This window comes from Paenibacillus paludis (genome assembly GCF_042610515.1).
GTDB lineage: Bacteria > Bacillota > Bacilli > Paenibacillales > Paenibacillaceae > Paenibacillus_AQ.
Genome location: NZ_JBGJZP010000008.1, coordinates 204,118 through 230,095 on the forward strand (window position 1 = coordinate 204,118; position 25,978 = coordinate 230,095).

The following is a 25,978-nucleotide window of genomic DNA, read 5'->3' on the forward strand; positions in this document are numbered from 1 at the left end:
CTTGAACTATGCTCTTTGCTTGCGTGTCATTACATCAAAGATTACAGCTGCGGCCAGCACGCCGCCACGGATCATGTACTGATAGGAAATACCAACGCCTAGCAGGTTCATGCCGCTGGAAAGTGAAGCCATAACGACCGCACCGATAATGGAACCGGTAACTTTACCTACCCNGCTCTTTGCTTGCGTGTCATTACATCAAAGATTACAGCTGCGGCCAGCACGCCGCCACGGATCATGTACTGATAGGAAATACCAACGCCTAGCAGGTTCATGCCGCTGGAAAGTGAAGCCATAACGACCGCACCGATAATGGAACCGGTAACTTTACCTACCCCGCCGGCAGCGGATACGCCGCCAACATAAGCAGCTGCAATGGCATCCAGTTCAAACAGCGTTCCTGCTGTGGTAGTCGCCGACTGCAGGCGGGAAGTGAACAGTATCCCCGACAATGCAGACAAGAGTCCCATGGAGCAAAATACAATATACGTAATTTTCTTAACGCTGATCCCGCTTAGATTCGCGGCTTCCGGGTTGCTTCCGACTGCGTAGATATGACGCCCGATTACAGTGGAGGTCGTCAGAATGTGATAGATGACAACGACGATCATCACGATGACTACTGTCCACGAGAAGCCGTTGTAACCTGCGAGAATCCAAGTGATGTAAGCAATGATGGCGGACACGAAGACCAGCTTGACGGTAAACATGCCGTTTGACAATACTTCGAAGTTGTATTTGAGCTTATTGTTCCGTTTGGAGAATTCAAAATAAATGAACAGGACGATAATGAGTGCGCCGATAATCAGCGACAGCAGATTCAAATTGCCAACCTTGGCGATGGCCGGGATAAAGCCATTGCCGATCGCGTTGAAATGCTCATCCTTCACGATGATGGTTCCTGTCTTCTCCGTGACCCGGAGCAGCGCACCTCTGAAAATCAGCATCGCTGCCAGAGAAGCCACAAAAGAAGGAATACCCATCTGTGCAACCAGGAAACCGTTAAAGAGTCCAACAATAATCCCCATGATCAAAATAAGCGGAATGGTGAAATAGACCGGAACTCCTGCCTGCGTTAAGAAGATGGCGGCAATTGCCCCCAGGAACCCGGCTGCAAAACCGACGGATAAATCGATATGCCGGATCACAATGACCAGTGTCATTCCGACAGCCAGAACAGCAATGTAACCAGTGGCATCAATCAAGTTGCTTATATTCCGCGAAGACATAAACAGTCCATCCGTCATGATCGAAAAAGTCAGCATAATGACGAATAAAGCAATGTACATCCCATAATCCCGGATATTAACCTTGATCAATGATTTCGCTTCGTTAAATAATTTCACGGGTCTTCCTCCTATTGCGTAGCAAGTTTCATTATTTTTTCTTGATCTGCGTCCTTTGCGGACAGCTCGCCTTTGATTTTGCCCTCGGCCATGACATACACGCGGTCACTCATTCCAAGCACTTCAGGCAGCTCCGAGGAAATCATGATGATGCTCATACCCTCGCTGATCAGCTTGTTCATAATCGTATAAATTTCGAATTTCGCTCCGACGTCAATGCCGCGTGTAGGTTCGTCCAGAATGAGCAGGGTCGGTCCTACAAACAGCCATTTGCCAAGGGAAACTTTCTGCTGGTTGCCGCCGCTTAAATTACCGACCAGCTGTTCAACAGACGGGGCTTTGATATTCATGGATTTTTTGTATTCGTTCGAAATCTTCACTTCTTCATTGGTGTTGATCATTCCCTGCGAAGAAATGGCCTCAAGATTAGAGACTGAAATATTTTGCTTGATATCCTGAATCAAAAATAAGCCGTCGCCTTTCCGGTCCTCCGTCACATAGGCGATTCCCGCATTGATTGCGTCTTTGGTGTTCTTAAATACTTTTTTGGCGCCGTTCATATATAAGTCGCCATGTATTTTATAGGATTTCGGATTGCCGAAGATGCTTTGTGCCAATTCCGTCCGGCCTGAGCCCATCAGACCGGCGATGCCGACGATCTCGCCCTTTTTCACGTGGATGTTCACATCCTTGACCACATCCCGGCCCAGCTTGGGGTCAAATGCCGTCCAGTTCTTGACCTCCAGCACATCATTTCCGAAATGCTCAGTATTCCGTTTAGGGTAGATATCATCGATGTCACGGCCGACCATGTTCTTGATAATTACACTTTCCGATATTTCATTCTTGGCAGCATCAAGCGTGCATATCGTCCGTCCATCGCGAAGCACGGTGACATGATCCGCTATGGCAATGACTTCCTTCAATTTGTGGGAGATCATGATGCTGGTAATTCCTTGTTTCTTCAGTTCTCTCAGCAGTTCCAGCAAGTTCTCACTATCATCTTCATTAAGCGCGGCTGTTGGTTCATCGAGAATAAGCAGCTTCACATCCTTGCTGAGCGCCTTGGCGATTTCGACCAGCTGCTGCTTGCCGACACCCAAATCCTTAATCAGCACTTCAGGATTGACGTTAAGATTCACTTTCTTCAGCATTTCCTTCGCTTTGACAATCGTCTGATTCCAATCAACTATTGCGCCTTTCTTCACTTCGTTCCCGGCAAAAATATTCTCATATACGGTCAGATCCGGAAACAGGGCTAACTCCTGATAAATAATTGCGATCCCGGTTCTGACGCTGTCGCTAATTCTGCCAAAGCTCTGCACGTTGCCTTCGTAGACAATATCCCCTGAATATGTTCCATGCGGATACACCCCGCTAAGCACCTTCATGAGTGTGGACTTGCCGGCGCCGTTCTCGCCGACCAGACAGTGAATCTCGCCTTTGCTAACTTTGAAATTGACATTCGAGAGTGCCTTTACGCCGGTGAATTCCTTGGAAATATTGTTCATTTCTAAAATATATGGATTCATAATTAGCTTGTGCTCCTTCACAAAACAAGTCTTAGAATAGAGGAATAGTGATAGATGTATCTATCACTACTCCGTCTAAACTATGTTCAGGTGCGTTTACAGTCCCGTGAACTCGCTGGCTTCGTAATATTTGGAATCAATGAGTGATGCTTTGACATTGTCCTTGTCAACGACTTGAACATCGGTTTGCTTCGCTTGTACTTCAATCTTGCCGTTATCGTAGGAGCCGGTTGTTTCAGGCGTTTTGCCGTCGAGAATGGAAACCCCCATGTTGATTGCATCTTTAACGAGGTTGCGGACATCCTTGAACACGGTCATTGATTGTTTGCCGTCAATGACGTATTGGATGGAAGCCTTCTCAGCATCCTGGCCGGAAATGATGAAGCTGGTCACTGCGGAATCCGAAGCGAATACGTCAGCAATGGAACGGGCTGTGCCGTCATTTGGAGCAAGGATGGCCACATCGCCCTTTTGATCAGCGCTTGCAGCGGTCAAGTGAGTTTGTGCTTTGTTCTTGGCTTCGTTGGCATCCCAGTTTGTGGTCACCTGGCTGATGATTTTACTGCGTTCCTCACGGGTCAGCTCTGCTTTATCCTTCAGAGCAACAGCTTCACTGGAGTTGGCGATGGTGAATGTGCCGTCAGCAATCTTCGGCTGAAGCACAGACCAAGCGCCCTCAAAGAACAGAAATGCGTTGTTATCCGAAGCTGCACCCGCGTACAAATACAATGGCTGGCCTTTGCCTTTGGCATGATCCACCAGGTATTGGGCTTGTGCTTTACCTACTGCGATGCTGTCAAAAGTTACATAGTAGTTAACGGCATCCGTGTTGTTAATCAGGCGGTCATAGGCGATAACCTTGATGCCTGCTTTTTGAGCGGCCTCAGCAGCTGCAGCGGCGGCATCACCGTCTTGCGGACAAATGATCAGGACTTTAATGTCTTTGGCAATCAAGGCCTCTACGTTTTCTTTTTCTTTAGCAGAAGAACCTTGGCTGAACAGTATCTCCGAGGTATATTTGGTGTCTTTCAGCGCATCCTTGAATCTTTGCTCATCCTGCACCCATCTCGGCTCATCTTTAGTCGGCAGCACGATGCCTACATCCACCTTACCGCCTGCACCGTTACCGCAAGCGGATACCAGCACGGCAAGCATCATGGCTACAAGCAATAATGGTATCGCTCTCAAAGACTTTTTCATTCTAAAAAACCCCTCCCTATATTTGGCTGCTGCTGTTCTTTCATCCTGATGTTATCATTTGAGCTATCCACCCGGAATAGAAAATTCTCCTTTGTTTCTTGAATATCCTCACATCACGGTCCAGCACTTTTTTTCATCATAAAATACTGCACATGGCTATTTATTATAGGAAAGGTTTGATACAATTCTATTGACTTGTTAATGGCATAACATTAGCTTTCTCACATAATAGATTGACCTGAAAGGAAACGAAGAGATGATTATTCCAATCCCTGAAGTGAATTTTGACGCTTCCCCTTACTATAATCCCGTGCTTAAAAATGTGGTCATTCTGGCTACCGGCGGCACCATTGCCGGAAGTGGAGAAGCCCACAAAACATTGAATTACGAACCCGGCGCCCTGCCGATACAAGACCTGCTGGACAGTGTTCCCCATCTGGAGCGGATCGCAAATTGCGCCGGAGTACAGGTCAGCAACCTTTGCAGTGCCGACATTACCAGCGACCACTGGCTGACGTTGGCTACATTGATCAACACCCTTGCCCTCCGTGAGGATATTCACGGATTCGTCATTACGCACGGAACCGACACCCTTGATGAAACCTCTTATTTCCTGAACCTGGTTATCAAAACCGACAAGCCGGTGATTATTACCGGATCAATGCGGCCTGCAACTGCGATCAGCGCAGATGGCCCACTGAACCTGTTCCAATCGGTAGCGTTGGCAGCGAATCCGGACGCTTCCGGTCAAGGAGTTATGGTTGTTTTTGCAGAGGGGATCTACAGCGGCAGAGATGTGCAGAAGGTGAATACCTTTAAAGCCAACGCCTTTGACGAGCGGGATTTCGGCTGCCTGGGCTACATGCGCGACAGTCAGGCTTTCTTCTATACAAGATCCCTTAAAAGGCATACCACTGCAGCACAGTTCGACGTATCGGCTCTGAGTGGATTGCCTGAAGTGTCTGTCGCTTATTTCCACGTCGATGCCGATCCGGGCATTCTAGATTACCTGGCTACGATCTCCAAAGGAATTGTAATTGCAGGAGCGGGCGGAGGAATATACAGCAAACCATGGATTGATAAAGTTGGGAAACTTAAGAACAACAACATTCCGGTCGTCCGCTGCTCGCGGATCTCCAGTGGAATTACGCTGAAGGATTCTTACATTGACCTTTCTGCCAATTCGATTCCCTGCAACAGCCTGGTGCCGCAGAAAGCGAGAATTCTGCTGTCGCTGGCACTGACGCAAACTGTAAAGTACGATGAAATTGCCACAATGTTCAATGAGTACTAAGAGTTAAACAACAAACCGCCCGTGGATTGTCCACGGGCGGTTTGTTGTAGTTATAAAAGACAAACTACGCAAATCACTTATTCTTCTTCATATCCGAGCGCCTTTACGCTCATCTTCTCTATGTATGCCGCTATTTCTTCCCCGGACGGATCGTCCGCACATTCCTTGTTAGGCTTTATTCTTCAATTTCAACGATGATGTTAACGATAGATGCATCATGGTTTTTAATACGAAGCGGAGCTGTAAAGGCAGAAATTAACTTTTTGCCAACCAACGGCGCTGGATTAATGTCTTCATAAATGAGTATTGTCTTCTCTTTATACTTTTCATGATCTAAGAAGGCATGGTGGACAAAATAACCGTTTCTTTTGGCTTCACTCATATTCTCAATGCTCAAGGTATCAATAGCCACCGCTTTGCAGTTTGGCAACTTCGTCCGGATGTATTCAGCGGCTTCAGGAGAGACAGCGGGGAAATTATTGGCGTATATCCCGAAATCAGTATCCCGGTGTTTCCAATGACTCGTGTTGAAAATCAGAAGATCCGCTTCATTCAGTTCTTCATATTCCTCGAGTTTCTCAACGGTGATAAAGCCGTTCGGGCCAAGCGGGCAATCAATTAACAGCGGCTTTCGGTAAATGAAGTCTTCAATCGGAATAGCATCTATTCCCTTACCGTTATTCATGTGATGCCACGGGGCATCGACATGGGTACCGGCATGAAGATAAATACTTAACACACTTCCGTTCCAGTCATCCCCTTTGTCCAAGCGCTCTTTAGGCTCTAATTTCACTTCTGGCAATCCTGGAAAAACAGGCATTCCTTCATAAATTGGATAACCAATTTCGACGTATTTTGACATATTAAGCTGCTCCTGTAGTTGAGTTATAGTTTTGTGCCACGCATCCCCAAGCAGATTCAGCAGTGTCACTACCACAATAATACCTGGACCTGAGCGCTAACGGAAGCATGGGGAAGCAGCCTCACCGCAGAATAGATAGAGATGTTAGGCTAGTTTTTTTGCGGGTTCAGAGCAGACAGCAAAACCTCCGCAACCTTACGGCTCTGGAGGTTCTGAAAGAGAATTGGCTATTCAAACAGCGTCACACAGTTTCTGCCCGCTGCTTTGGATTGATACAGCGCATCGTCGCCGAGCTTGTAAATATCCTCTTCGCGAAGGTTATCGACGCGAACTGCGGCAACACCTATGGATACCGTTATGATTCCGTGCTCTGGACTCAGCGAATGTTCGATCCGCAGATCGGCGATGCTTCTTCTGATGTTTTCAGCATACTCGCGGGATTGCCACGGAGTGAATCCGGGCACCACGATGCCAAATTCCTCACCGCCTAACCGGAACGCGAAGCCGTCGGCACGTTCAGCCAATTGCTGCAGCAGACTTCCTACCTGCCGGAGTACGCTGTCTCCTTCATAATGACCATACGTATCATTGAATTTTTTGAAATAATCAATATCCAGCATCAGATAAGTCAGATTATTTTTATCCTTTGCCGCTTTCTCCACTTCATCGAGGAATAATTTGTTGAAATACCTCCGGTTATATAGACCTGTCAACTCGTCGGTTATCGATATCTCTTCGATCAGCTGGATATATTTATTCAGTTCCTCGTTGTTCAGCTCCAGCTCCTTAGTCCGCTCCACAACCAGTTCCTCCAAATGATCCTTATGCCGTCTCAGCTCCTCCTCCGCCTTTTTGCGCTCGGTAATATCCTTTACGGTGCCTTGAACAGCCGGTTTGTTCATATAGGTAATAAGAGTCGCCTTATGAATGACAATAATTTCACGACTTTTGTCCTTATGCATCAATTTGGTCTCATACTCAAATGGCGCCTGCTTGCCCTCAACCCGTCTGGAGTAATAATGCAGAACCTTTTCCCGTTCAGCTGGACTCACGAAGTTCTCAAAATGCTGCTCCAGCATCTCCTCCGTGTGGTAGCCAAGCATTTGTGCCAGCGCTTCATTTGCGTATTTGCATTTTTTGTCCTGCGTAATAAAGATTCCGTCCTGCAGATTGCCCACCAGCTCACGGTATTTCTCTTCGGAGCGCTCCAGTTCGGAGTAAAGGCTGGCATTCTCCAGCGAGAAGACCATTTCTCTGGACAGAAGATTGATAATCTTCATCCGTTCTTTCGTAAATAGGCCTGTCACCAGGTTATTCTCCAGGTAAATAATCGCGATGGTCTTGTTCTGGTTGATCAGCGGCATGCAGACGAGCGATTTGGGACGGTGCTTGACGATATAAGGATCATTAACGAACGGGGTCTCGGAATAGGCATCATTGTAAATGACTGTTTCCCTGCTCTCCTCCACCAGCCTTACTATCGAATCCGGCAGATTGTCATACCTCTTATGATCCTGCACGGCTACCGTGATTTTATCTTCCTCCGGCTGATACTCCCCTTCCACCAGCAGACCGGTCTTGGAGGTCATCAGGATAAAACCCCGCTGGGCCCCGGCATTTTTGATGACAATCTGCATGAGCGCTTCCAGCAGATTATTCAGCTCAATTTCCTTAGAAATAGCCTGAGAGGCCAAGATCATCGAATTCAGATCAATGCTTTCGGTATAATCCGAGACCGTGCGCCCGTGCATAAATTCCTTGGTGTTGATTTTCTTGACGATATCCGGGTAGCGTCCGTTAATAAACCTGATCTTCTCCTTCGCCCCCCAGACGGAATAATAATATACCGATTGTCTGAGCAGATAGGCTGCGAACTCTTTGAAACCCTTGTTGTAGTAAAAACGGGCCGCCAGCTCATTGGTCAGCGCCTTATATCTCACGAAGCTGCCCTGTTCACTGGTCTCAATCGCCAGGTCGTAGTAATGCCCCGCTTTCTCGTCCTGCCGGGAGATCCGTGCCCATTCGGCCTTCATCAGATATTCATGCTGGCGGAAGGTATGCGGTGCATGCCTGGCCCACTTGCGGACCCGGCGGAACTCCTTGCGCATTCTGCTCCGGGCCTTCTTTTTATCCAGAAAATTCAGATCCTTGTAACTGTAAGCCAGGTTAAGGAACGTGTAGAGGGCGAACTCCTCCATAAAAGCCGAGCCGGCAAGTGTGCCGATAATCGGGTAGGCTTTATCTATATACTCCATGGCCTCCCGGTAGCTCTCGTAGGTGAACAATAGCTTCATTTTATAAATATAATAGATGGCGATTCCGGAAAAATAATTGGCCTCCGTAAGCTCCCGCAAATAGACTTTTTCACTGAACTCATCCCCGTCAAAAGAATGGTTGTCCGCAAGCTCACCGGCCAGATTCAGTAGATACTGCCGGGCCAGCTGCGCTGTCGCAAGGGACTCCTTATACTTCGTATTCTCGATCATCGCAAGGGTCCGGCTGCTTTCCTGCAGGTTCGCGGCAATATCCATTGACGGATTCCAGAGATTTACGTAGAAGGAGGAGTGGGCCAGATACAATAAATCCCCTGTCCGCAGGCTTGCTTCTATGGATGTGGTGAACCAGTCCTGCAGCGTGTCCCAAGGCTCCGTCCAGGCGTGAGAGAACAGGGTGTATAGTACATATGTCGCGCCCTTCCACTGCTGGTCATTGAACTTGTCATTCATTCGTATGCCCAGTCTTCCATAGTCAAAAGCTCCCTTGCTGTCCCCAAATCCGGATAACAGCATGGCATAGCCGACAAAAGCAAGTGCCGATTCCGGAGCATTGCCGTAAGTCAGCGTGAGCCCAACCTTCTTCAGTACAACTAAGCCAAAAAGTGAGGTCTCCCCGGAAATAAAGGCTGGTGGAATGAAGTTAATCAGCAGTCTCATGATCAGCTTCATTTCCGGCTCCTTCATCTCAGCCGCCGCAAAAATATCCTCGGCCGGTCTCCCGCGAAGTGCAGTCTTGATCTTCACAAGCTCCTTAAGCACGGAGCCCATACCAACCTTCTCCGGGATGTTCATTCCCAGTACAGCCAGGCCTTGTCTGCCCGATTGAATTGATTCCTTCATCAAGCCCAGATACATATAGTGATTAGCCTGCATCTCGTAAATTTGCGCAAGGGCCATTCTGTCTTCCGTATGCTGGATTAGAATTGAACAGGCTCTGTCTGCCGCTTCAGTATGATGGGTGAGGTAGCCGCATTCCGCATAGAGCTCATAGATTTCCGCCGTCTGAAGCCGATCTTCGGTCCAGGCATCCTCCGGCAGCAGCTTTTTTGCCGTCTCCAGCAGCACATAAGCCGATTCATAGCCAAACCCGGCTTTTGCTTTGCGGGCTGCCTTCAGATTAAGCAGTATTAACCTGCTGATTTCCTGCTTAGCGCCAATCAGCTCCAGCCCTTTGTTCAGATGTGCGGCGATATCGACGATTTTATCCTCCGCTTCCTCAGGCGTCAGCTTATCCAGCATTAGCCGCCCGATCTTCAGATGCAGCGCTTTGCTCTTGTCCTCGTTCAGCATCTGGTAGAACGCCTGCTGAATCCGGTCATGGGAGAATCTGAACGGGATGTCGGCCAATTGCAGCAGATCTTCCTCCGCATCGGCGAGCAGACCTGAGAATAGGCCATAACGGTAGTCGGCAGGGTGAATGAACTCTCCTTCCACCGCCGCAGCGATACAGCCGGCAAGGACTTCCCGCGGCTCTTCCGCAATCAATGTCAGCATGCCATAATCAAACACATTGCCAATGGCAGCACCAAGCATCAAAATTCTGCGCAGATCTTCCGGCAAGGTGATCAGCTTCATCATTAGAAATTCGACGATATTGTCATTGATCGGGAGGTTTACAATTTGCTGAAGCTGCCAGCTCCACTCACCTTGCCGCTCATCAAAATGCAGGTACCCGGTTTTATTAAGATCCTTCAGAATTTCGCTGATAAAAAAAGAGTTGCCCTTGGTACGCTTATAAATAACCTCTGCAAGCTGTCTGACGTTGTCTGTACCCGTATAGAGTGTATCGGCAATCAGACTTTGCACATGACTCAAGGACAAAGCTCCCAGCTTAATTTCATCAACTTCCCTGCTTTTCTCCATTTTCATCTTAGAGGTAAACAGCGGATGACCAGCAGGTATTTCGTCGTGCCTGTAAGAACAGACAACAAAAACTTTCCGCAGCTGGTTATCCAGCACCAACCTCTCCACAAGCTGAAGGCTCGAGAAGTCCGCCCATTGCAGGTCATCCAGGAACAGGACCAGCGGTCTCTCGTTCCTTGTTATTCCTTCGATGAACTTAGCAAATGTGAGGAAGAACCGGTTCGTCTCCTCTGCGGGATTAAGCGGCGGGGGCTCTATCTCCGGCTGATCGCCGATGAACAGGCTGAGCTCCGGGATCAAACCGGCAATCAGGCTGCCATTTCCGTCCAGCGCCTTGGTCAGAGCGCCTCCGATATATTGTTTGTAATCCTCATCCGGGCTGTCCAGCAGCTGGCTGATCAACTTTCGGAACGCCTGAATCAAAGCACTGTAAGGGATATGCCTGTTGTACTGGTCGAACTTGCCTTCGGCGAAAAGGCCCTTCTCCTGGCTAATGTATTGATGCAGTTCGTGAACCAGCGCAGTTTTGCCCACTCCGGCGTCTCCCGTTACGAACATAATCTGCGGATTGCCCCGGACACAACGCCGGAATGCATCGGAAAGACAGGCTACTTCCGCTTCCCTGCCGTACAGCTTTTGCGGGATGCGGAATAGATTCAGCCGATCCTCGCTGCCGATCACAAACTCCTCGTTTCCTGCGAGACATTTTTTCAGATCCGCTTTAATTCCGTAAGCACTGCGGTATCTATCTTCAGCGGATTTCTCCATGAGTTTCATGATGATAGCGGACAGGACAGGTGAGACCTTGCCGCCGGTTGCTTTATAGGGGGGAACGGCTTCCTTGGCGATAATGGAATAAATCTGCTCCAGCATTTCCTCCGAGTCATGCGGCTTTATGCCGGTCATCATCTCGTAGAGCACAACACCAAACGAATAATAATCACTCCGGTAATCAATATTCCGGCTCATTCTTCCCGTCTGTTCCGGGGAAATATAGTGCAGGCTCCCTTCGAGTACACCGCTGTTCTGAAACTCCGGCCTCTCCTTGGACAGCTTCACGGCAAGATCGAAATCAATGATCTGCACGAGATTCCGTTCCCTGTTCCAAATGATATTCGAGGGTTTGATGTCCTTATGGATTACATTCTGTTCATGTATCGCTCCCAGAATATCAATAACCTGAATCGCCAGCTGCAAAAGCGTGTGCTGATCCGGTGAATCTTCAGCCATAATCCTCTTAAGCGACCGTCCACCGGCATCCTCCAGCACCATGATGTAGCACCCGTTCTGCTCTACCAGATTGTAAGGCCGAATAACCCCCGAAGCCGTTTCACTCAGCTCTTGAAGCAGCCTGAATTCCTGTTTGAACCGCATCACAGCTTCCGGACCGGCAAACTCCGACTTCAGCACTTTCAGAATGACCGTAATACCTGATGCAGCATCTGCGCACCTGTAGACCGATTTGATAACGTTGTCGGAAATAGTTTCCAGAAGCTGATAGTTTTCAAATGCAATCATGCCCACTCCACCTTTAGCTCTTGTCTCCCGTTACTTCAAAATCGGCATCAAATTTAAACACATAGGCGGCGATCAGCCACATAATCCAACAGTTCAGGCCAAAAAATAGATACCCGTAGTAGCCCAAAATCGGCATTTCGGAAAAAATATGGAACTTATCCAGATAAGGCACAGAATATTTCCAATAATTCGGATTTACGGGCATTGAATCGTGGAACCACTCGCTGCCAAAGTTCCAGAACTCCCAGAAGAATCCGTTGCACAAAGTGGCCAGTGCTATCAGAATAACCTTGGACCAATCTCCGTTCTTGATGGATGTAAACGGGGTCCAGAAGCCGGCAAGCGCCATAGCGGCAGACAACATCGGGACAAGAGCCACCCAAAGTACCCAGAACAGCAAATAGGGGTAATACCCCATACCAAAGGCCAAAATCAGTCCAAGGACATAATAAATAATCAGAAAAGTTCTGGAGACCGTAAATTTCGGCCCATTTTTGTAGCGCTCCCTAAGCGCCCTGAAAGTCTTGAGCAGCATGTACCATTCAACAATTGCCGGAAGAACGGTAGTATAGGACAAAGAAAACCAGAACACATTGCCAAAGTTCGAGAAGACCTCTTTATTGGGATAATACCAGTTTTCGATCACAAAAAAATTAAGATATTCAAAAGCGAACCAGCTGAAGCAGGACACCACAGCCAGCAGCTGCATCAGTTGAGGCTTGCGGGAAATAATCGAAACTCCGTTAGTTCTTTTATAAACCAATCCGTCCAAAATCAAAATAAATGACCACCACAATGGAACAAACGTGTAGGATTCCAACGAAAACGGCAGCTTGAGCCGTGCCCACATCAGAAACCAGCTGAGTGCAAGCACCGGCAGACTCCACCAGAACCAGACGGGAAATCCGGCTGCTGGAGCCTGCGGCTCAGGTATCCGCTGAGTCTTCTTGAACCCAAACCAGCGGGGAAATAACAGCACCAGGGTAATGAGTAAAGCCACAATACAGGCCAGGGAGAAATAGATCAGGCTGAACCCCGGATCGTTCTCCACCTTTTGTGCGGGAAACTCACCATAACCTGCGGGCAACCCCTTCCACTGAGCCAAACTGCCCAGTAAAGGCAGAAGAAAAATCAACCCAAACGTAACAACCAAAAAAAATGTTTTCCGCCCTGTTTTCATTGTCTCTAACCCCTCTTATGCACGGATTTCAAAAGTCGAATTTTGCTGACACACACTCGCTATCTATTCGATAGTCCTCCAATTTATTCCTGCTAGCGTGATCGGTTCTTTCAACTTCTAGTCATACTTTTCAGCTTTTTTCACAAGTGGAAACGGCTTCGCCGTCCTCAAAAGGACGGTATCCGTTTCAGCGAGAAATAGAAGGATAATTTATAGCGTGAAGCATACTAATTCTTATATTTTAAAAAAGGTCCCGCCGGCCAATCTTGGCCAGAGGAACCCTTAGGAAACATCCGCCTTCGGCGGCATACTCCATGGGATCAACGAACGCATTATCCTGAATCGTTGTTTTCCATGAGTTATAGAGCACATTCATATAATAAGAGCAGTGTCCAAAATGATTTACAACGTTGGCCTTACGGGCAATCCAGCGGTTTTCGGCTTATATTTCTTTCATATCAAGCTTGGTGAGCGGGAGTCCCAGAAAAGCAGCATAACGTCCGGCAGCCTGTTCCAACTGTTCTTTGAGGACGCCGTCCAAGGATCTAAAGGGGAATAACATCAGCTCGGCACCTTTTTTCTTGAGGGTGCGTTTCCATATCCCGATGACCTGTCCATCCCATACAATCGTCGGCATAAATACACCGTTGTTGCCGGGAACAATTAGCGGAGCGGTCTCCGGCTCAAGGACCGCACTGCGGTCCTTGTAGCCCAGAATATACTCATCGAAACCCGGAAGCAGATAGACAGCGGAAGATTTACCGGTCTCTGTTCCGTCACCAGGTGTATTCGGCATCCAGTACTCACCGGATTCTATAACTTCGCTTATAAGCTCGTTGCTCACCGCGTCCAGTCCTGCTCTGGCATCCGTAACCGTCATGCCTGTCCACCAGGCGAAATCATGTACGGTTGCAGGCCCATGGGTCGTAAAATACCGCAGGGCAAGCTCAGCAAGTGATTCATCGAAGGACAGCTCCCTGGACCCGGTTACCCATTCATCCAGCAGGACGAAGGTTTGCTGCTTGCCGTGCAGAGGCCCAAAACAAATTAATGCGTTATACGCGCAGTGCCACAGGATATGGTAGCCCCGTTGGCTGGCAGTGCTGATCCCCTCTTCCTCCAGCAGCCGAAGCAGATCAGGGCGCGTAACACACCGCCCTCCTTTTAAGGCATGATAGAGGATCCTTCTGCAGCGCTCCAAAGTCTTGTCGTCCAGCTCCAATTGTTCCAGCCTGCGTTTTGTCGCCCGCAGCAGCCGTGGAGCGCATAGCTGAAGCATCCACTTCACATCTTCAGGCGGTACACAATGAATGGTCCCGCGAAGTGACCAGGTCAGAAGAATTTTCCGTTCCGTGATGGCCCGCTCCACATCGGCCAATCCTGCCGATGCTGTGCGCAAGCCGATAGCCCAGACCGCCTGCATATAGTCCTGTGCCTGCAGCGCACCTAGTGCCCTTACGACCTGTTCCGGCTGCTCGAACGCGGGACTGCTGATGTGCTGGTTCAAGAGCCGAAGGCCGGCAATCCGCTTGTTAGTCACTTCTATTCTCCTTTGCTAAAACCTTTTGAAACCATTTCATTCCCCTAGTATATTGAACGGGCCGGTTAATTGTCTATCCGAAATACTACGGCCCAGGCAGGAAATTGGAAGTTGTCCAGCGAAGCTAATACCAAAAAATGACTTTAAAGCGAGGCGGTTAGACTGCAGCAGTATATGATTGGACAATATGGAGGGTTTGATTACGAGAAATTCCATAAAGACTTTAGAAACGGATTCTATGGAATAGAGGCTTGTTCATTCACCACCGCAGAAGATATGCAGCATTTAATCGAAGAATCGCGCACCAAAGGATTTCAGGTTGGCGTACATTTTCCGTTCCGGGCTGACGCCACCAGGCTACGCGATCCCCTCTTCCTCTCCACAGACGGGCAGGTGCGTGAGGATGCCTATCAGCATGTACGGGAAGAACTGGATCTTCTGACAGCCCTTCATCCGGAATATATTCTTTTTCATTATCCGAAACCTGTGATTCTAGACGAACGTGTGAATTGGACAGGATGGCGGTTTGGAGATTCCCGGGAGTTTATCTATGAATCTGAAATCACGCTGGAAGAGCTGATAATGCGCAGCGAGCAACTCTTTGAATGGCTGAATGCACAGAGCCTTCAGTATCAATTTGTCCCCGTATTGGAATTTGATGCATTAAACAGATATGTTTACGACCACGATTTTTTCGAGCAATTATTAATCCGGTACCCCCGTATTAAGCTCTGCCTGGATACTGCGAGGTTATTTTTGCAGGACAAGCTCGACCCGTCTTTTGACGCCAGAGCCATCCTGAGAAAGTTTACCCGCTATGCAGGTCTGATCCACCTCTCCAATGTTCAGGTGAATGACAGCGTGCACAACAGCCACTATCCGGTTCTTCCGGAATTAAGCCCGCAAGACGGCTGGGCACCAATTGAGGATTATTTGCGGATTATCCGTGAGGAGAACAGTGACGTAAAAATCATGTTCGAGCACCGCTCCGACCTTATTTCAGAGGAACAATTGCAACGCTGTTATTTATGGGTTGACGGAATCCTGAACGGAGCAGCGCAGCCGGACAGCGGGAACATTTCATTCTGATGGTCAACTCTTCATGCGCAATATTACCTGAATTGACATAAATTTTGGGGTATTCATTGTATTTGTTCATTGCAGCTTGTAATATAGACCCGAAAGAATATTTTCCTATGGACAAGGCCATGATACATTATGGAAATATGCGCTTGGCTTAATTTAACATTAGAGGAGTGAAGCATGTGTCTGTTGATGTATATTTGAATTTCAATGGGAACTGCCGTGAAGCTGTAGAGTATTATGCTGCGGTATTTGGTACAGAGGCTCCACAGATCATGACCTTTGGAGATTCGCCGCCAAACCCCGAGTATCCGCTTCCTGAAGAAGCCAAATCCTTAGTCATGCACTCCAGATTGAACATTGACGGCAGCAATGTAATGTTCTCTGATGTGTTTCCGGGCATGCCTTTTACGGTGGGGAACAATATCAGCCTCGCTCTCGTATCCCGCGATGAAGAGCAGCTCAAATCCTGGTTCCATCAGTTGAAAGAAGGCGGAACAGTAGTCATGGAGCTGCAGGAGACCTTCTGGAGCAAATGTTACGGCAGCCTGAAAGATAAATTCGGCATCGAATGGCAGATCAGCCACGAGAATGGCGAAGCAGGCAAGTAAGAACAATGCATGTTGATATCTAAAACAGAGAATATAGAATCCCGCTCGTTTTTCGCAGGGTCTATATTCTTTTTTTGTGGGCAAGAAATCACATTTCTTGAAATAAAAAAACAAGCTGAGACGGTTGTTACAGGTTCGAGGGAAGTTAAAAATCTTTTTTATTAATGCGCTTACATACTAAACTATGGTTTAATTAAACTACCGCTACGCATTTATTCCACTGTAAAGGAGTCGAACCTATGGAAATATCCTCTTTTTTGCTGCCCAAAGATCAGGTCGCATTTATTGCTTCCTCCATATCCATGCTGGAAGCTATGGAGCAGCTGGAACAGCATTATTATTCTGCGATACCCATCATTGACGATGAAGGCAAATATGTTGGTACCTTATCAGAGGGCGACTTGCTATGGAAGCTGAAGAACACAGCGGACCTCGGCTTTGAGAATATGCGTGAGGTTACCGTAAGCGAGATCCAGAGACATGTGCATAATGAAAGCGTGGAAATTCACGCCCAGATGGAGGATATGCTTACACTCGCCGCAGACCAGAACTTTGTGCCTGTCGTCGATGGCGCCGGAGTCTTCCTCGGTATTATCCGCCGCAAGGATATCATTGAATATTACACCCGGAATATAACTGATTAATTCGTGAATACAACCAAGGCCTCCCCCGCAGAAAGCGGTGGGAGGCCTTGGTTGTATTTTTGCTTATAATATCTCAAACACATTGGTCAGCCTTGTTAGTTCAAAGATCTTCAACACATTTGAATTCAAGGATTGCAGTCTGATCGTGCCGCCATTCTCCACGCATTTCTTATAAGAGCTGACAATCACCCCAAGCCCGGTGCTGTCGATAAACCGGCAGCCGCCGAAATCAAGCAGAAAACTTGAATATCCCGTGCTGATATAACTGCGGATATCTTCTCTAAACTTGCTTGCTTCTTCTACGGAAAACATCTCCGGCATTTCAATAATAATCTCGCTCATGTCATTTCCCCCTAATTATAAATTTCTCAACGAGGAATTCCAGCTCATTGGCCATGGCACTGACCTCCTGGGCAGAAGAGACGAAATTGTTGACTGTCGCCGCTTGTTCCTCGGTTGCGCTGGATACACTTTCGCTGTTCATTGCCGCCAATTCCGAGATCGTGCCCATAGAGTCAATGAGCTTGATGATCTGATCCGAGGTGGCAACCTCGTCTTTGGTAATCTCCAGGATTTCCCGCACACTATCGTTAATCATCTCCACCGATTCAATGATATGGATAAATGCATGATCGGTTTCATTAACGATCCTCACTCCGCCCTCCACGGCTTCCGAGGCGCCCCGCATCGAGTTCACAGCTTGCGCAATCCGGGAGACCATATCATGTACCAGTGATGAGATTTCGTTTGCCTGCCTGTGCGTTTCATCCGACAGCTTCCGCACCTCTCCGGCCACCACGTTGAAGCCGCGCCCGTGTTCTCCCGCTTTTGCAGCTTCGATGGCGGCATTCAGCGCCAATAAATTGGTCTGCTTGGCGATGGCATTAATGGTTCCGATAATAGTGGAAACTTTGCCGGACAACTCGCTCACAGTCTGCAGCTGCTCTTCTGTCTCCTTGGTGCTGCTGTTGATCGTATCCATCGCTTCAACCGTATTAATGACCTTGATTCTGCCATCCTGTGCTGCCCGGTTGGTGCTGTCCGCATTCAGGGAGGTCGCTGCCGCCTTGCTCTGAGCCAGCTGCACCAGACTGGAAAGCTGCACCAGAACCTGCGAGGCATTCACTACCGAATGGTTGTTATTCTCCGCACCGGCGGCAATTTCCTGAGTGCTGGAGCTGATTTCTTCAATCGACGCACTGATCTCCTCTGAAGAAGCCGCCATTTCTTCCGACATGGAGGTTAGAACCTCCGAGCCCGCCCTTACTTTCTCAATAATGGCTTCCTGCTTGTCAATCATTGCATTAAAGGAATCGCTTAGCGACTGCAGCTCATCCCCTGATGTGATGGCCGTATGTACTGTCAAATCGCCATCACCGGCCTGAGCCATGGCTTTCTCCAGCTTCTTGATTGGACTGATGATACTCCGGGTGGTGAAGAAATACCCTGCAAGAAGAGCTACCAGAATGAAGGCAATAACAACGATCAGTGTCGTATTTCGGATCTCTGTTGCAGACGCCATGTATTCCCCGTAATTCGCAGTGGTCGCCACAACCCAGCTTCCTACAGGCTGAAAGGACACATATTTATAGACGCCTTCATAGGTATAAAAGCCATGGGAAGCTTTGCCGCTTTTCATAATCTGTACAAGCGCATTTAATTCCTTATTGCTGTTGCCGTCCAGATTTTCTGTGAGAATCTTGCCTTTATCAGGATGATAAACCACAAGGCCTGTACGGTCGATCATATACCCGTATCCGCTCTCGCCAATTTTCACTTCGGCTACGGGCGCGGAAATGCTGTCAAAGACGATTGTCCCGATCAATACACCCTTAATAACATTATTCTGACGCAGCGGATGGGCAATCGCGACGATATGCTGATTGGTTTCCCTGGAGGTGAGGACATCGCTTATCGCCTCTTTCCCCTGAAGCGCCTGCTGAAAATACTCCCGGTCCTGCACATCCAGCTCTGGAGCTTCAGAACTGCTGGAAAGCAGCGCCTTTCCGTTCACATCAGCAACGATCAGCGATTCAAGCAGCTTGGCGTTGTCTTGCTGGATCCCGGAAAGATAACTGAAAGACGTCTTTCTTTCTCCCTCCGAGGCTGGACTTGCGGCGAAATCGGCCAGTGTGCTGTTTTTGCTGGCGATTTCAAGATAATTGCCTACCGCTTCAAGCTCGCTCTCAACAGACTTGGCGGCTGAACTTGTTGTTGTTCTTAATTCCTCTTCAATTGTCGTTTGCAGTGCATTTGCCGCTAGTTTGTAAGAGATGATACCGGAAACAAATAACGGCACGCTAATGATGAGGAACAAAAGAATGCTGATTCTAACCTTTAAACTTAACTTCACCGAATTCTCCCCTTTTCCATTCACAGAAAACAGTCCTCAGAAGAGAACCTGTCAACTAGGACATACATTCTTGCTGATGTACATCGTATTTCGGATCATCTCCACACTATCCGAGAAGCAGCTGATCAAGTACAGACCTCTTCCTCCGTCATCCAGCAGCTCGTCACTACTGATATCCTGCGGAATAACGAGATCCCGGCCGCCTTCTCCAGAGTCTTCGACCTGAAGCTTAAGCAGCTCATCTCTAAGCAAATACCGGATATAGATCGGCTTCGTGCAATCGCTGAGATTTCCGTGATAATACGCATTCGTAATAGCCTCAACCAGAATCAGACGGATATCAAAAGCATAGGCTTCCAAATCAAGCTCTTCGATAATTCCGTCAATAATTCCCTGTGTGTGCTCCAGTCCGTGAAGCAGCACTTCCTTATGTACAGCGTTCATAATTCACCCCTTGTCTCACTGGATATTCAGGCTCAGCCAGGTGCAGTCGTCCTGCAGACAAACGCCTGCAACCTTATCGTGCAAATATTCGTATTCACGGCCTAACTCCGATTCTTCAAACAAAAGCTCCATACCGTCGCTATAGAAGCAGAAACGGTCACCCGATCCAAATGCAACAGCCTGCTGCTCAAATTCACTGTCGCTGAACATGCCCAGCGGAGCTCCTTTGACTGTTATTTGCTGGCCGGCCTGCGCTTTCGGCACATAGATGAATTCGTTGATCCCGGCCCCTGCTGCCTTAAGCACACTGGCGCCGAAATCGAGATGAAAGCAGCAGCCGGCAATATAATCCTCTCCCAGATACTGTCCCGCTTTCAGATTCAAATCCTTCAGAACCTGAACCGGCTCTATTGAAGTGAGCAGACTGTCCAGGAACAGCACACGCAGCGCGGAGATGCTTAATGCGGCCGAAATGCCTTTGCCGGTGACGTCACCGATGATTCCGATGACCTGTTCATCATCAATTTTGTGAAAGATGAAGAAGTCGCCGCTGAGTGTTGTAGCAGGAATGTAGATCTTGTCCAGCACTGCCCTGTTCTCCAGAGGAAAAGCAACGGCATGACGGTGTTCTTGAAGCTTGACCGCCCGTTCAAGTTCCTTTTTGTTCTCCGTAATATCCCTTAATACCAATTGCAGAGCTACTTCTTCTTCATATACAATCGGTACGCCCGAGATCTCCAGATCAAAAATATGTTTGTCATGCCGGATAAAACGCTGCTCGATCCGAAACCGGTCCTTCATGGAACCTTTGGTTTTTAGTTTTTTATACTCTGTGCTGCTAAGCGGTTCCTCGTAAAAAAAATCATCAATGCCCTTTCCAATCAGTTCCTTCTTCTTCCTGCCGAACATCTTCTCAGTTTGCTGATTTGCAAACAGAATCGTTCCCCCGCTGTAAACCAGAATGGCTTCAGGACAGAGATCAACCAGATCCCTGTAACGTTCTTCGCTTTCCCGGAGTCTTTGTTCGGAGCGGACCCGCTCGCTGACGTCATGAATAACGGTGTAGACACATGTCTTTCCTAACATCGTCATGATCCCCGTATGAATCTCCACCACTATGATCTGGCCTCCGGCCAACTGATGCCTGTCCATAAACACCTGGTTTCCCAGATATTCTCCGCCGGGCATGGCATTATCCACGAAGTCCCGATCCCCAGCCTCACCCTCTGCATTCAAATCCGAGATATGAAGTTTTCTGAAATCACGGAGGCGGTAGCCATAGAAATCGCAGGCTGCCCTGTTCGCATCAACGATACTTCCGTCAGATGGGTCAACCATCAAGGTAATTAAATGGTTATTCTCATAAATACAGCCATAGTGCTCCATACACTGCTGAGGGCTGGGTGCGCCATGCTGATTCTTGCAATGTTTGTCTGTTGCCATTTCTGATCCTCTATTCCCCTTCAGCCTTGAGTTACCATTATATTCATTCCCTCCCCATAAAACCGTGAATTCCGACACATTAAGACAAATAACCAAAAAAAATAAACCCGGTCAGCGCCATGACATGCATGAGCGGCTGACCGGGCTTACCGGCAGTACTTCCAACCAAATTACGATCCAAACACTTAAGATTACAGCTCCGTCAAAATAATCGTTCCCTGCGGAGTTATCGCCAGGGTGTGCTCGTATTGCGCCGACAAGCCGCCGTCAATCGTCCGGGCTGTCCACCCGTCCGCATCTACCTTTGTCCGGTAGCTTCCGGTATTGAGCATCGGCTCAATGGTGAAGACCATGCCTTCCTTGAGACGCGGTCCTTTGCCTGCAGGTCCGTAGTGAGGCACCTCAGGGGCTTCATGCATTTCGGAGCCGATGCCGTGCCCGATAAAATCACGGACGACTGAAAACCCGTTCGACTCGGCATACACCTGAATGGCATGGGCGACATCGCCGATCCGGTTGCCTGCAACTGCCTGCTCTATGCCCTTGAACAGTGACTCCTTGGTCGTTTCCAGCAGCTTCGCTGCCTGATCGCTGATGTTGCCTATCCCGTAGGACCACGCAGAGTCGGCCAGCCAGCCATTCAGGTTCACGACCATATCAATCGTTACAATGTCACCGTCTTTAAGCGGCTCATGTTTGGGAAACCCATGGCAGATTACATCGTTCACGGATGCGCAGGTTGCGTAAGGATATCCATGATACCCTTTTTGCTCAGGTGTTGCCCCTTGGGAAAGAATGAACTTCTCAGCAAACTGGTCAATTTCCCAGGTCGTAATTCCGGGTTTCAGCATTCCGGCGATTTGCCGGTGGCATTCAGCAAGAATCTTGCCGGCTGCACGCATTTTTTCGATCTCTTCCATCGATTTCATGATGATCATCACATTCGCCTCTTCTGTACAGAACGCATTACTCACTATAATGGCTCTTAGATATGTTATGGGTACTCTTTATATTATGTAAGAAAACCGCCGAAAATCCAAATTCATTCTTCGATTATGTAAATTGAACTTATAATTCTTCTGTTTGGGGATTGCCCGTAAAAAGGAACCCATCCTCCGTGTTGCATTGGAGAACAGGTTCCTTTGTTAGTCAGTCATGGAAATTAAGCCCCGAGGTGACGGCCTTTACATAGCCGCTGCGGATAACAAAATCTCCGAAATGTTCGCCCGCCGCGCGTTCTTTGGCAAAGCGTTGAAGAATAGGCCCCAGCGTTTCAAGAATTTCATTCTCGTCGATATTTTCCTTGTACAGCTTGTTCAGCCTGTCTCCGGTAAAGCCCGCACCCAGATACATATTATATCTGCCCGGAGCTTTGCCGATAAAGGCGATTTCCCCCAGTGCCGGTCTGGCACAGCCATTCGGGCAGCCGGTCATGCGGATGATAATCTCTTCGTTGCGCAGGCCCGCTTCATCAATGATCAGCTCCAGCTTATCGAGCAGGAGGGGAAGATAACGTTCCGCTTCGGCCATGGCAAGACCACAGGTTGGCAAAGCTACACAGGACATAGCGCTGCGCCGCAGAGCGGTGTGCTGCGCTCCGTCGGTCAAACCGTATTGCCGGGCAAGTTCGTCCACCTTACGTTTCTTCGCACTGCTCACATTGCCGATAATCAGATTCTGATTCGGCGTCAGACGGAAATCCCCGGTGTGTATCTTAGCGATCTCCCGCAGTCCGGTCATCAGCGGATAACCTTCCTGGTCCTGAATCCGCCCGCTTTGGATATACAACGTCAAATTCCATTTACCGTTGATGCCCTTCACCCAGCCGTAACGGTCACCGTTATGGTCGAAATGGAATGCACGGGCAGCCTCCAGCTGCCAGCCCAGCCGGTGATGCAGCTCGCCCGTAAACCAATCCAGGCCATGGCGGTCGATGGTATATTTGAAACGGGCATTTTTGCGGACGGAGCGGTTGCCATAGTCACGCTGAATCGTGACCGTCTTCTCCGCCACATCAATCATCTGCTCCGGCCGGCAGAAGCCGATCACCCGCCCAAGCTGGGGATAGGTGTTCGTATCGCCGTGCGTCATGCCCATCCCGCCGCCAACCGAAACATTAAATCCTACCAGCTTGCCTTCCTCCAATACCGCGATGAAGCCAAGATCCTGGGAGAAGACATCGACGTCATTGGAGGGCGGCACTGCCAGACCGATTTTGAATTTGCGCGGCAGATAGACCGGACCGTAGATCGGTTCCACTTCTACGCCTTCCTTGCTGTCCACAACCTTCTCGCCGTCCAGCCAGATTTCATGGTATGCCGGAGTACGCGGGGATAGATGATCGCTGATCTTCCGGGCCCATTCGTACACTTCCGCATGCGTTTCGGACTGATACGGATTCGGGGCGCTCATCACGTTGCGGTTGACATCCCCGCAGGCTGCGAGTGTGGTCATCAGCGTATCGTTAATGGTCTTGATCGTCTTTTTCAGGTTCCATTTCAGCACACCGTGCATTTGAAACGCTTGTCGTGTCGTCAAACGGAGTGTGCCGTTGCCGTATTTATGGGCAAGCTCATCCATGACCAGCCACTGTGCTGCAGTAGCGACTCCGCCCGGAGCCACCACACGCAGCATGAACTGATAGGCCGGCTCCAGCTTGGAGCGCTCACGCTCACTGCGCAAATCCCGGTCATCCTGCATGTAGCTGCCATGAAATTTGAGCAGCCGGTTGTCATCCTCTGGCAGTCCTCCGGTTACCGGGTTGCCCAGTGTCTCCACAAGTGCGCCCCGCAGGTAGTTGCTCTCAATCTTTATATGTTCAACATCACTAGGCGGGCCGCCGATCGGCTTCACCGCTGATTCATTATTCGCCATAGCTGAACCTCTCCTCCCTTAATACACATCGCGCTGATAACGCTGTTCCTGCTGCATGTGCTCCAGGTAAGCTGCTGCCTCTTCCGGGCTTAAGCCGCTCTCCCGCTGGATCACAGTGACCAGTGCGGAATGAACATCATGGGCCATATGCTTCTCGTCACCGCATACATACACATGAGCACCTTCCTGCAGCCAGGCATACAGCTCACGGCTCTGTTCCAAAATGCGGTGCTGTACATATACTTTCTCTTCCGTATCCCGGGAGAACGCAACATCCAGCTTGTTCAGCACGCCGTCCTTAAGCATTCTCTGCCAATCCGTCTGATAGAGGAAATCGGTCACGAAATGCCGGTCGCCGTAGAACAGCCAAGTTCTGCCGCTTGCGCCCTGCTCTTCCCGCTCTTCCAGGAAGGAACGGAATGGCGCTACCCCCGTACCCGGCCCGATCATAATCACGGGAACCTCGGAATTGGCCGGAAGTTTGAAATTCGGGTTGTTCTGAATATAGATCGGAAGGGTATCGCCCGGCTGTACCCGTTCAGCGCAATGGACCGAGCAGACGCCGTAACGGTCACGGTCATGTGATTCGTACCGCACCGCGCGAACCGTGAAATGAACCTCATCGGGGTTCGCGTTATAGCTGCTAGCGATCGAATACAGTCTTGCGGGCAGCTTGCGCAGAATGGTTACAAAGCTGCGTGCAGGCACTTCCCATGGTGCGAAATCCTGGACCAGATCCAGCAGATCACGTCCCTGGATATATGACTTCAGCTCCTGCTGATGATCCGGAGCAAGCAGCGCATGAAGCCCTGCCGATGCGGTCAATTGTGCCGCCTGTTCCAGCAGCGGCTTCGTCAGGACTGTAATTTCATAATGACGCAGCAGCGCTTCATGCAGAGTGCCTTCCTCCCCCTTCTTATTAAGGGGAACAGATTCATCGCTATTCCAGCCCATAGCGGCAATAATATCCGCCACCAGCTGAGGATGATTCTCCGGGTACACTCCCAGCGAGTCGCCCGGCTCGAAGCTCAGATTGGAGCCGGCAAGCGACAGCTCCAGATGGCGGGTCTCGCGGTCAGAGCCGCGTCCGTTCAGATTAAGATTCTCCAGCACTTCAGCAAGGAAAGGATGGTTGCGTGAGTAGGCTGAATCCGGCGACTCCGCATGTTCAGCTGCCTGTACCGCTTCCCCGGCAATTGCCGGGGCATTCTGCGGACCGCTCAGTGAGCTGATGACCTGCTGGAACCATTCCGCTACCGGCTCATCGTAATCGAGATCACAATCGACGCGCGGGCTCAGACGCCGTCCGCCCAGCTCTTCGAGACGCTGATCGAAATCCTTGCCGGTCTGGCAAAAGAACTCATAGGAGGTGTCGCCGAGCGCCAGTACGGAATAACGCAGATGATCCAGTTGGGGCGCTCTCTTGCTATAGATAAATTCATGGAAGGCCCGGGCATTATCCGGCGGTTCGCCTTCGCCGTGCGTGCTGACCAGCAGCAGCAGATTCTCGGCCTTCTTCAGACCATTCGGCTTGAAGCCGTTCATTGCCGACACGGTAACCTGGAAGCCCTGCTCCTCCAGCTTGCGGGACAGACTGGACGCCAGACGCTGGCAGTTGCCGGTCTGAGAACCGAACAGCACCGTCACTTCGCGGGAGATTTGCGGCTGTGCCGCCGGGGAGACGGCTGCTGCAATCCCCTCTGCTTGCAGCGGCGTGCCAGTGGAAACCACTGCCGCATTTCCCTGCAAGGACAACGCGGACAAATATCCGCCGAGCCAGATCTGCTGCGTCTCTGTCAATGTCGGCAGAAGGCGGTTCAGAAGCTCAACCTGGTTCTCGTTAAATGGACTGTTCGTAACTTGTAGTTGCACCAATATCGACCTCTCCTTAACATGAAATCTAGTTCCCTCTTAA

The 25,978-nt window shown here is 49.4% G+C and carries 18 protein-coding genes and 1 pseudogene; 4 read left to right on the forward strand and 15 right to left on the reverse strand.

Features of this window, described 5'->3' with window-relative positions; genetic code table 11:
* Nucleotides 1-6 precede the first annotated feature (6 nt).
* The 4 genes and pseudogenes from ACAN56_RS17935 to ACAN56_RS17950 all read right to left on the reverse strand — a co-directional run.
* Nucleotides 7-171 (reverse strand): annotated as a pseudogene (locus ACAN56_RS17935) (sugar ABC transporter permease); the annotation flags it as partial.
* A complete protein-coding gene (locus tag ACAN56_RS17940) occupies nt 168-1,346 on the reverse strand; it encodes a sugar ABC transporter permease (RefSeq protein ID WP_379144637.1) in 1,179 nt (392 codons plus the stop codon). The gene ACAN56_RS17940 and the pseudogene ACAN56_RS17935, both read right to left, overlap by 4 nt.
* 11 nt (nt 1,347-1,357) lie before the next feature.
* Nucleotides 1,358-2,878 carry a sugar ABC transporter ATP-binding protein gene (locus tag ACAN56_RS17945; RefSeq protein ID WP_038594148.1) on the reverse strand — a complete coding sequence of 507 codons (1,521 nt, stop codon included), beginning with the start codon at nt 2,876-2,878 and terminating at the stop codon, nt 1,358-1,360.
* Nucleotides 2,879-2,974: 96 nt separating this feature from the next.
* Nucleotides 2,975-4,078, reverse strand: coding sequence for a sugar ABC transporter substrate-binding protein (locus tag ACAN56_RS17950; protein ID WP_379144639.1), 1,104 nt, complete (start codon nt 4,076-4,078; stop codon nt 2,975-2,977).
* Between the two features lie 256 nt (nt 4,079-4,334).
* Here ACAN56_RS17950 and ACAN56_RS17955 point away from each other — a divergent pair, with 256 nt between their 5' ends.
* On the forward strand, nt 4,335-5,372 hold the full coding sequence (locus ACAN56_RS17955) for an asparaginase (protein WP_379144641.1): 1,038 nt from the start codon (nt 4,335-4,337) through the stop codon (nt 5,370-5,372).
* Between the two features lie 175 nt (nt 5,373-5,547).
* On the opposite strand, the gene ACAN56_RS17960 is transcribed toward ACAN56_RS17955, so the two are convergent.
* The 4 genes from ACAN56_RS17960 to ACAN56_RS17975 all read right to left on the reverse strand — a co-directional run bounded on the left by ACAN56_RS17960 (nt 5,548) and on the right by ACAN56_RS17975 (nt 14,611).
* Nucleotides 5,548-6,234 carry a cyclase family protein gene (locus tag ACAN56_RS17960; protein ID WP_038594154.1) on the reverse strand — a complete coding sequence of 229 codons (687 nt, stop codon included), beginning with the start codon at nt 6,232-6,234 and terminating at the stop codon, nt 5,548-5,550.
* 227 nt (nt 6,235-6,461) lie between these two features.
* Nucleotides 6,462-11,891 (reverse strand): diguanylate cyclase, encoded by a 5,430-nt coding sequence (locus ACAN56_RS17965; protein ID WP_379144644.1) that lies wholly within the window; start codon nt 11,889-11,891, stop codon nt 6,462-6,464.
* A 13-nt stretch (nt 11,892-11,904) separates the two neighbouring features.
* Nucleotides 11,905-13,071, reverse strand: a complete 1,167-nt coding sequence (locus tag ACAN56_RS17970; protein ID WP_379144646.1) for a small-conductance mechanosensitive channel — start codon at nt 13,069-13,071, stop codon at nt 11,905-11,907.
* 442 nt (nt 13,072-13,513) lie between these two features.
* Entirely contained in the window at nt 13,514-14,611 is a 1,098-nt protein-coding gene (locus ACAN56_RS17975; protein WP_379144648.1) for a winged helix DNA-binding domain-containing protein, read from the reverse strand.
* Between the two features lie 174 nt (nt 14,612-14,785).
* On the opposite strand from ACAN56_RS17975, the gene ACAN56_RS17980 reads away from it, so the two are divergent.
* The 3 genes from ACAN56_RS17980 to ACAN56_RS17990 all read left to right on the forward strand — a co-directional run bounded on the left by ACAN56_RS17980 (nt 14,786) and on the right by ACAN56_RS17990 (nt 16,949).
* Nucleotides 14,786-15,700, forward strand: coding sequence for an apurinic/apyrimidinic endonuclease family protein (locus ACAN56_RS17980; RefSeq protein ID WP_379144650.1), 915 nt, complete (start codon nt 14,786-14,788; stop codon nt 15,698-15,700).
* A 176-nt stretch (nt 15,701-15,876) separates the two neighbouring features.
* Nucleotides 15,877-16,305 carry a VOC family protein gene (locus ACAN56_RS17985; RefSeq protein ID WP_076109742.1) on the forward strand — a complete coding sequence of 143 codons (429 nt, stop codon included), beginning with the start codon at nt 15,877-15,879 and terminating at the stop codon, nt 16,303-16,305.
* A gap of 239 nt (nt 16,306-16,544) precedes the next feature.
* The gene (locus ACAN56_RS17990; protein ID WP_038594172.1) at nt 16,545-16,949 is read left to right on the forward strand and encodes a CBS domain-containing protein; all 405 of its coding nucleotides are present in this window, start codon (nt 16,545-16,547) and stop codon (nt 16,947-16,949) included.
* A gap of 63 nt (nt 16,950-17,012) precedes the next feature.
* Here ACAN56_RS17990 and ACAN56_RS17995 read toward each other — a convergent pair whose 3' ends face one another.
* From ACAN56_RS17995 to ACAN56_RS18025, 7 genes are all read right to left on the reverse strand, one after another.
* Complete coding sequence (locus ACAN56_RS17995; protein ID WP_038594175.1) at nt 17,013-17,291, reverse strand: STAS domain-containing protein; 279 nt, start codon at nt 17,289-17,291, stop codon at nt 17,013-17,015.
* Between the two features lies 1 nt (nt 17,292).
* On the reverse strand, nt 17,293-19,302 hold the full coding sequence (locus ACAN56_RS18000; protein ID WP_379144653.1) for a methyl-accepting chemotaxis protein: 2,010 nt from the start codon (nt 19,300-19,302) through the stop codon (nt 17,293-17,295).
* Nucleotides 19,303-19,353: 51 nt separating this feature from the next.
* A complete protein-coding gene (locus ACAN56_RS18005; RefSeq protein WP_076109745.1) occupies nt 19,354-19,746 on the reverse strand; it encodes an ATP-binding protein in 393 nt (130 codons plus the stop codon).
* A gap of 15 nt (nt 19,747-19,761) precedes the next feature.
* Entirely contained in the window at nt 19,762-21,189 is a 1,428-nt protein-coding gene (locus ACAN56_RS18010) for a SpoIIE family protein phosphatase (protein ID WP_379144656.1), read from the reverse strand.
* Between the two features lie 191 nt (nt 21,190-21,380).
* Entirely contained in the window at nt 21,381-22,127 is a 747-nt protein-coding gene (gene map / locus ACAN56_RS18015; protein WP_038594183.1) for a type I methionyl aminopeptidase, read from the reverse strand.
* A gap of 211 nt (nt 22,128-22,338) precedes the next feature.
* Nucleotides 22,339-24,063, reverse strand: a complete 1,725-nt coding sequence (cysI, locus tag ACAN56_RS18020) for an assimilatory sulfite reductase (NADPH) hemoprotein subunit (RefSeq protein WP_038594186.1) — start codon at nt 24,061-24,063, stop codon at nt 22,339-22,341.
* Nucleotides 24,064-24,081: 18 nt separating this feature from the next.
* On the reverse strand, nt 24,082-25,935 hold the full coding sequence (locus ACAN56_RS18025; protein WP_379144769.1) for an assimilatory sulfite reductase (NADPH) flavoprotein subunit: 1,854 nt from the start codon (nt 25,933-25,935) through the stop codon (nt 24,082-24,084).
* Between the last annotated feature and the right edge of the window lie 43 nt (nt 25,936-25,978).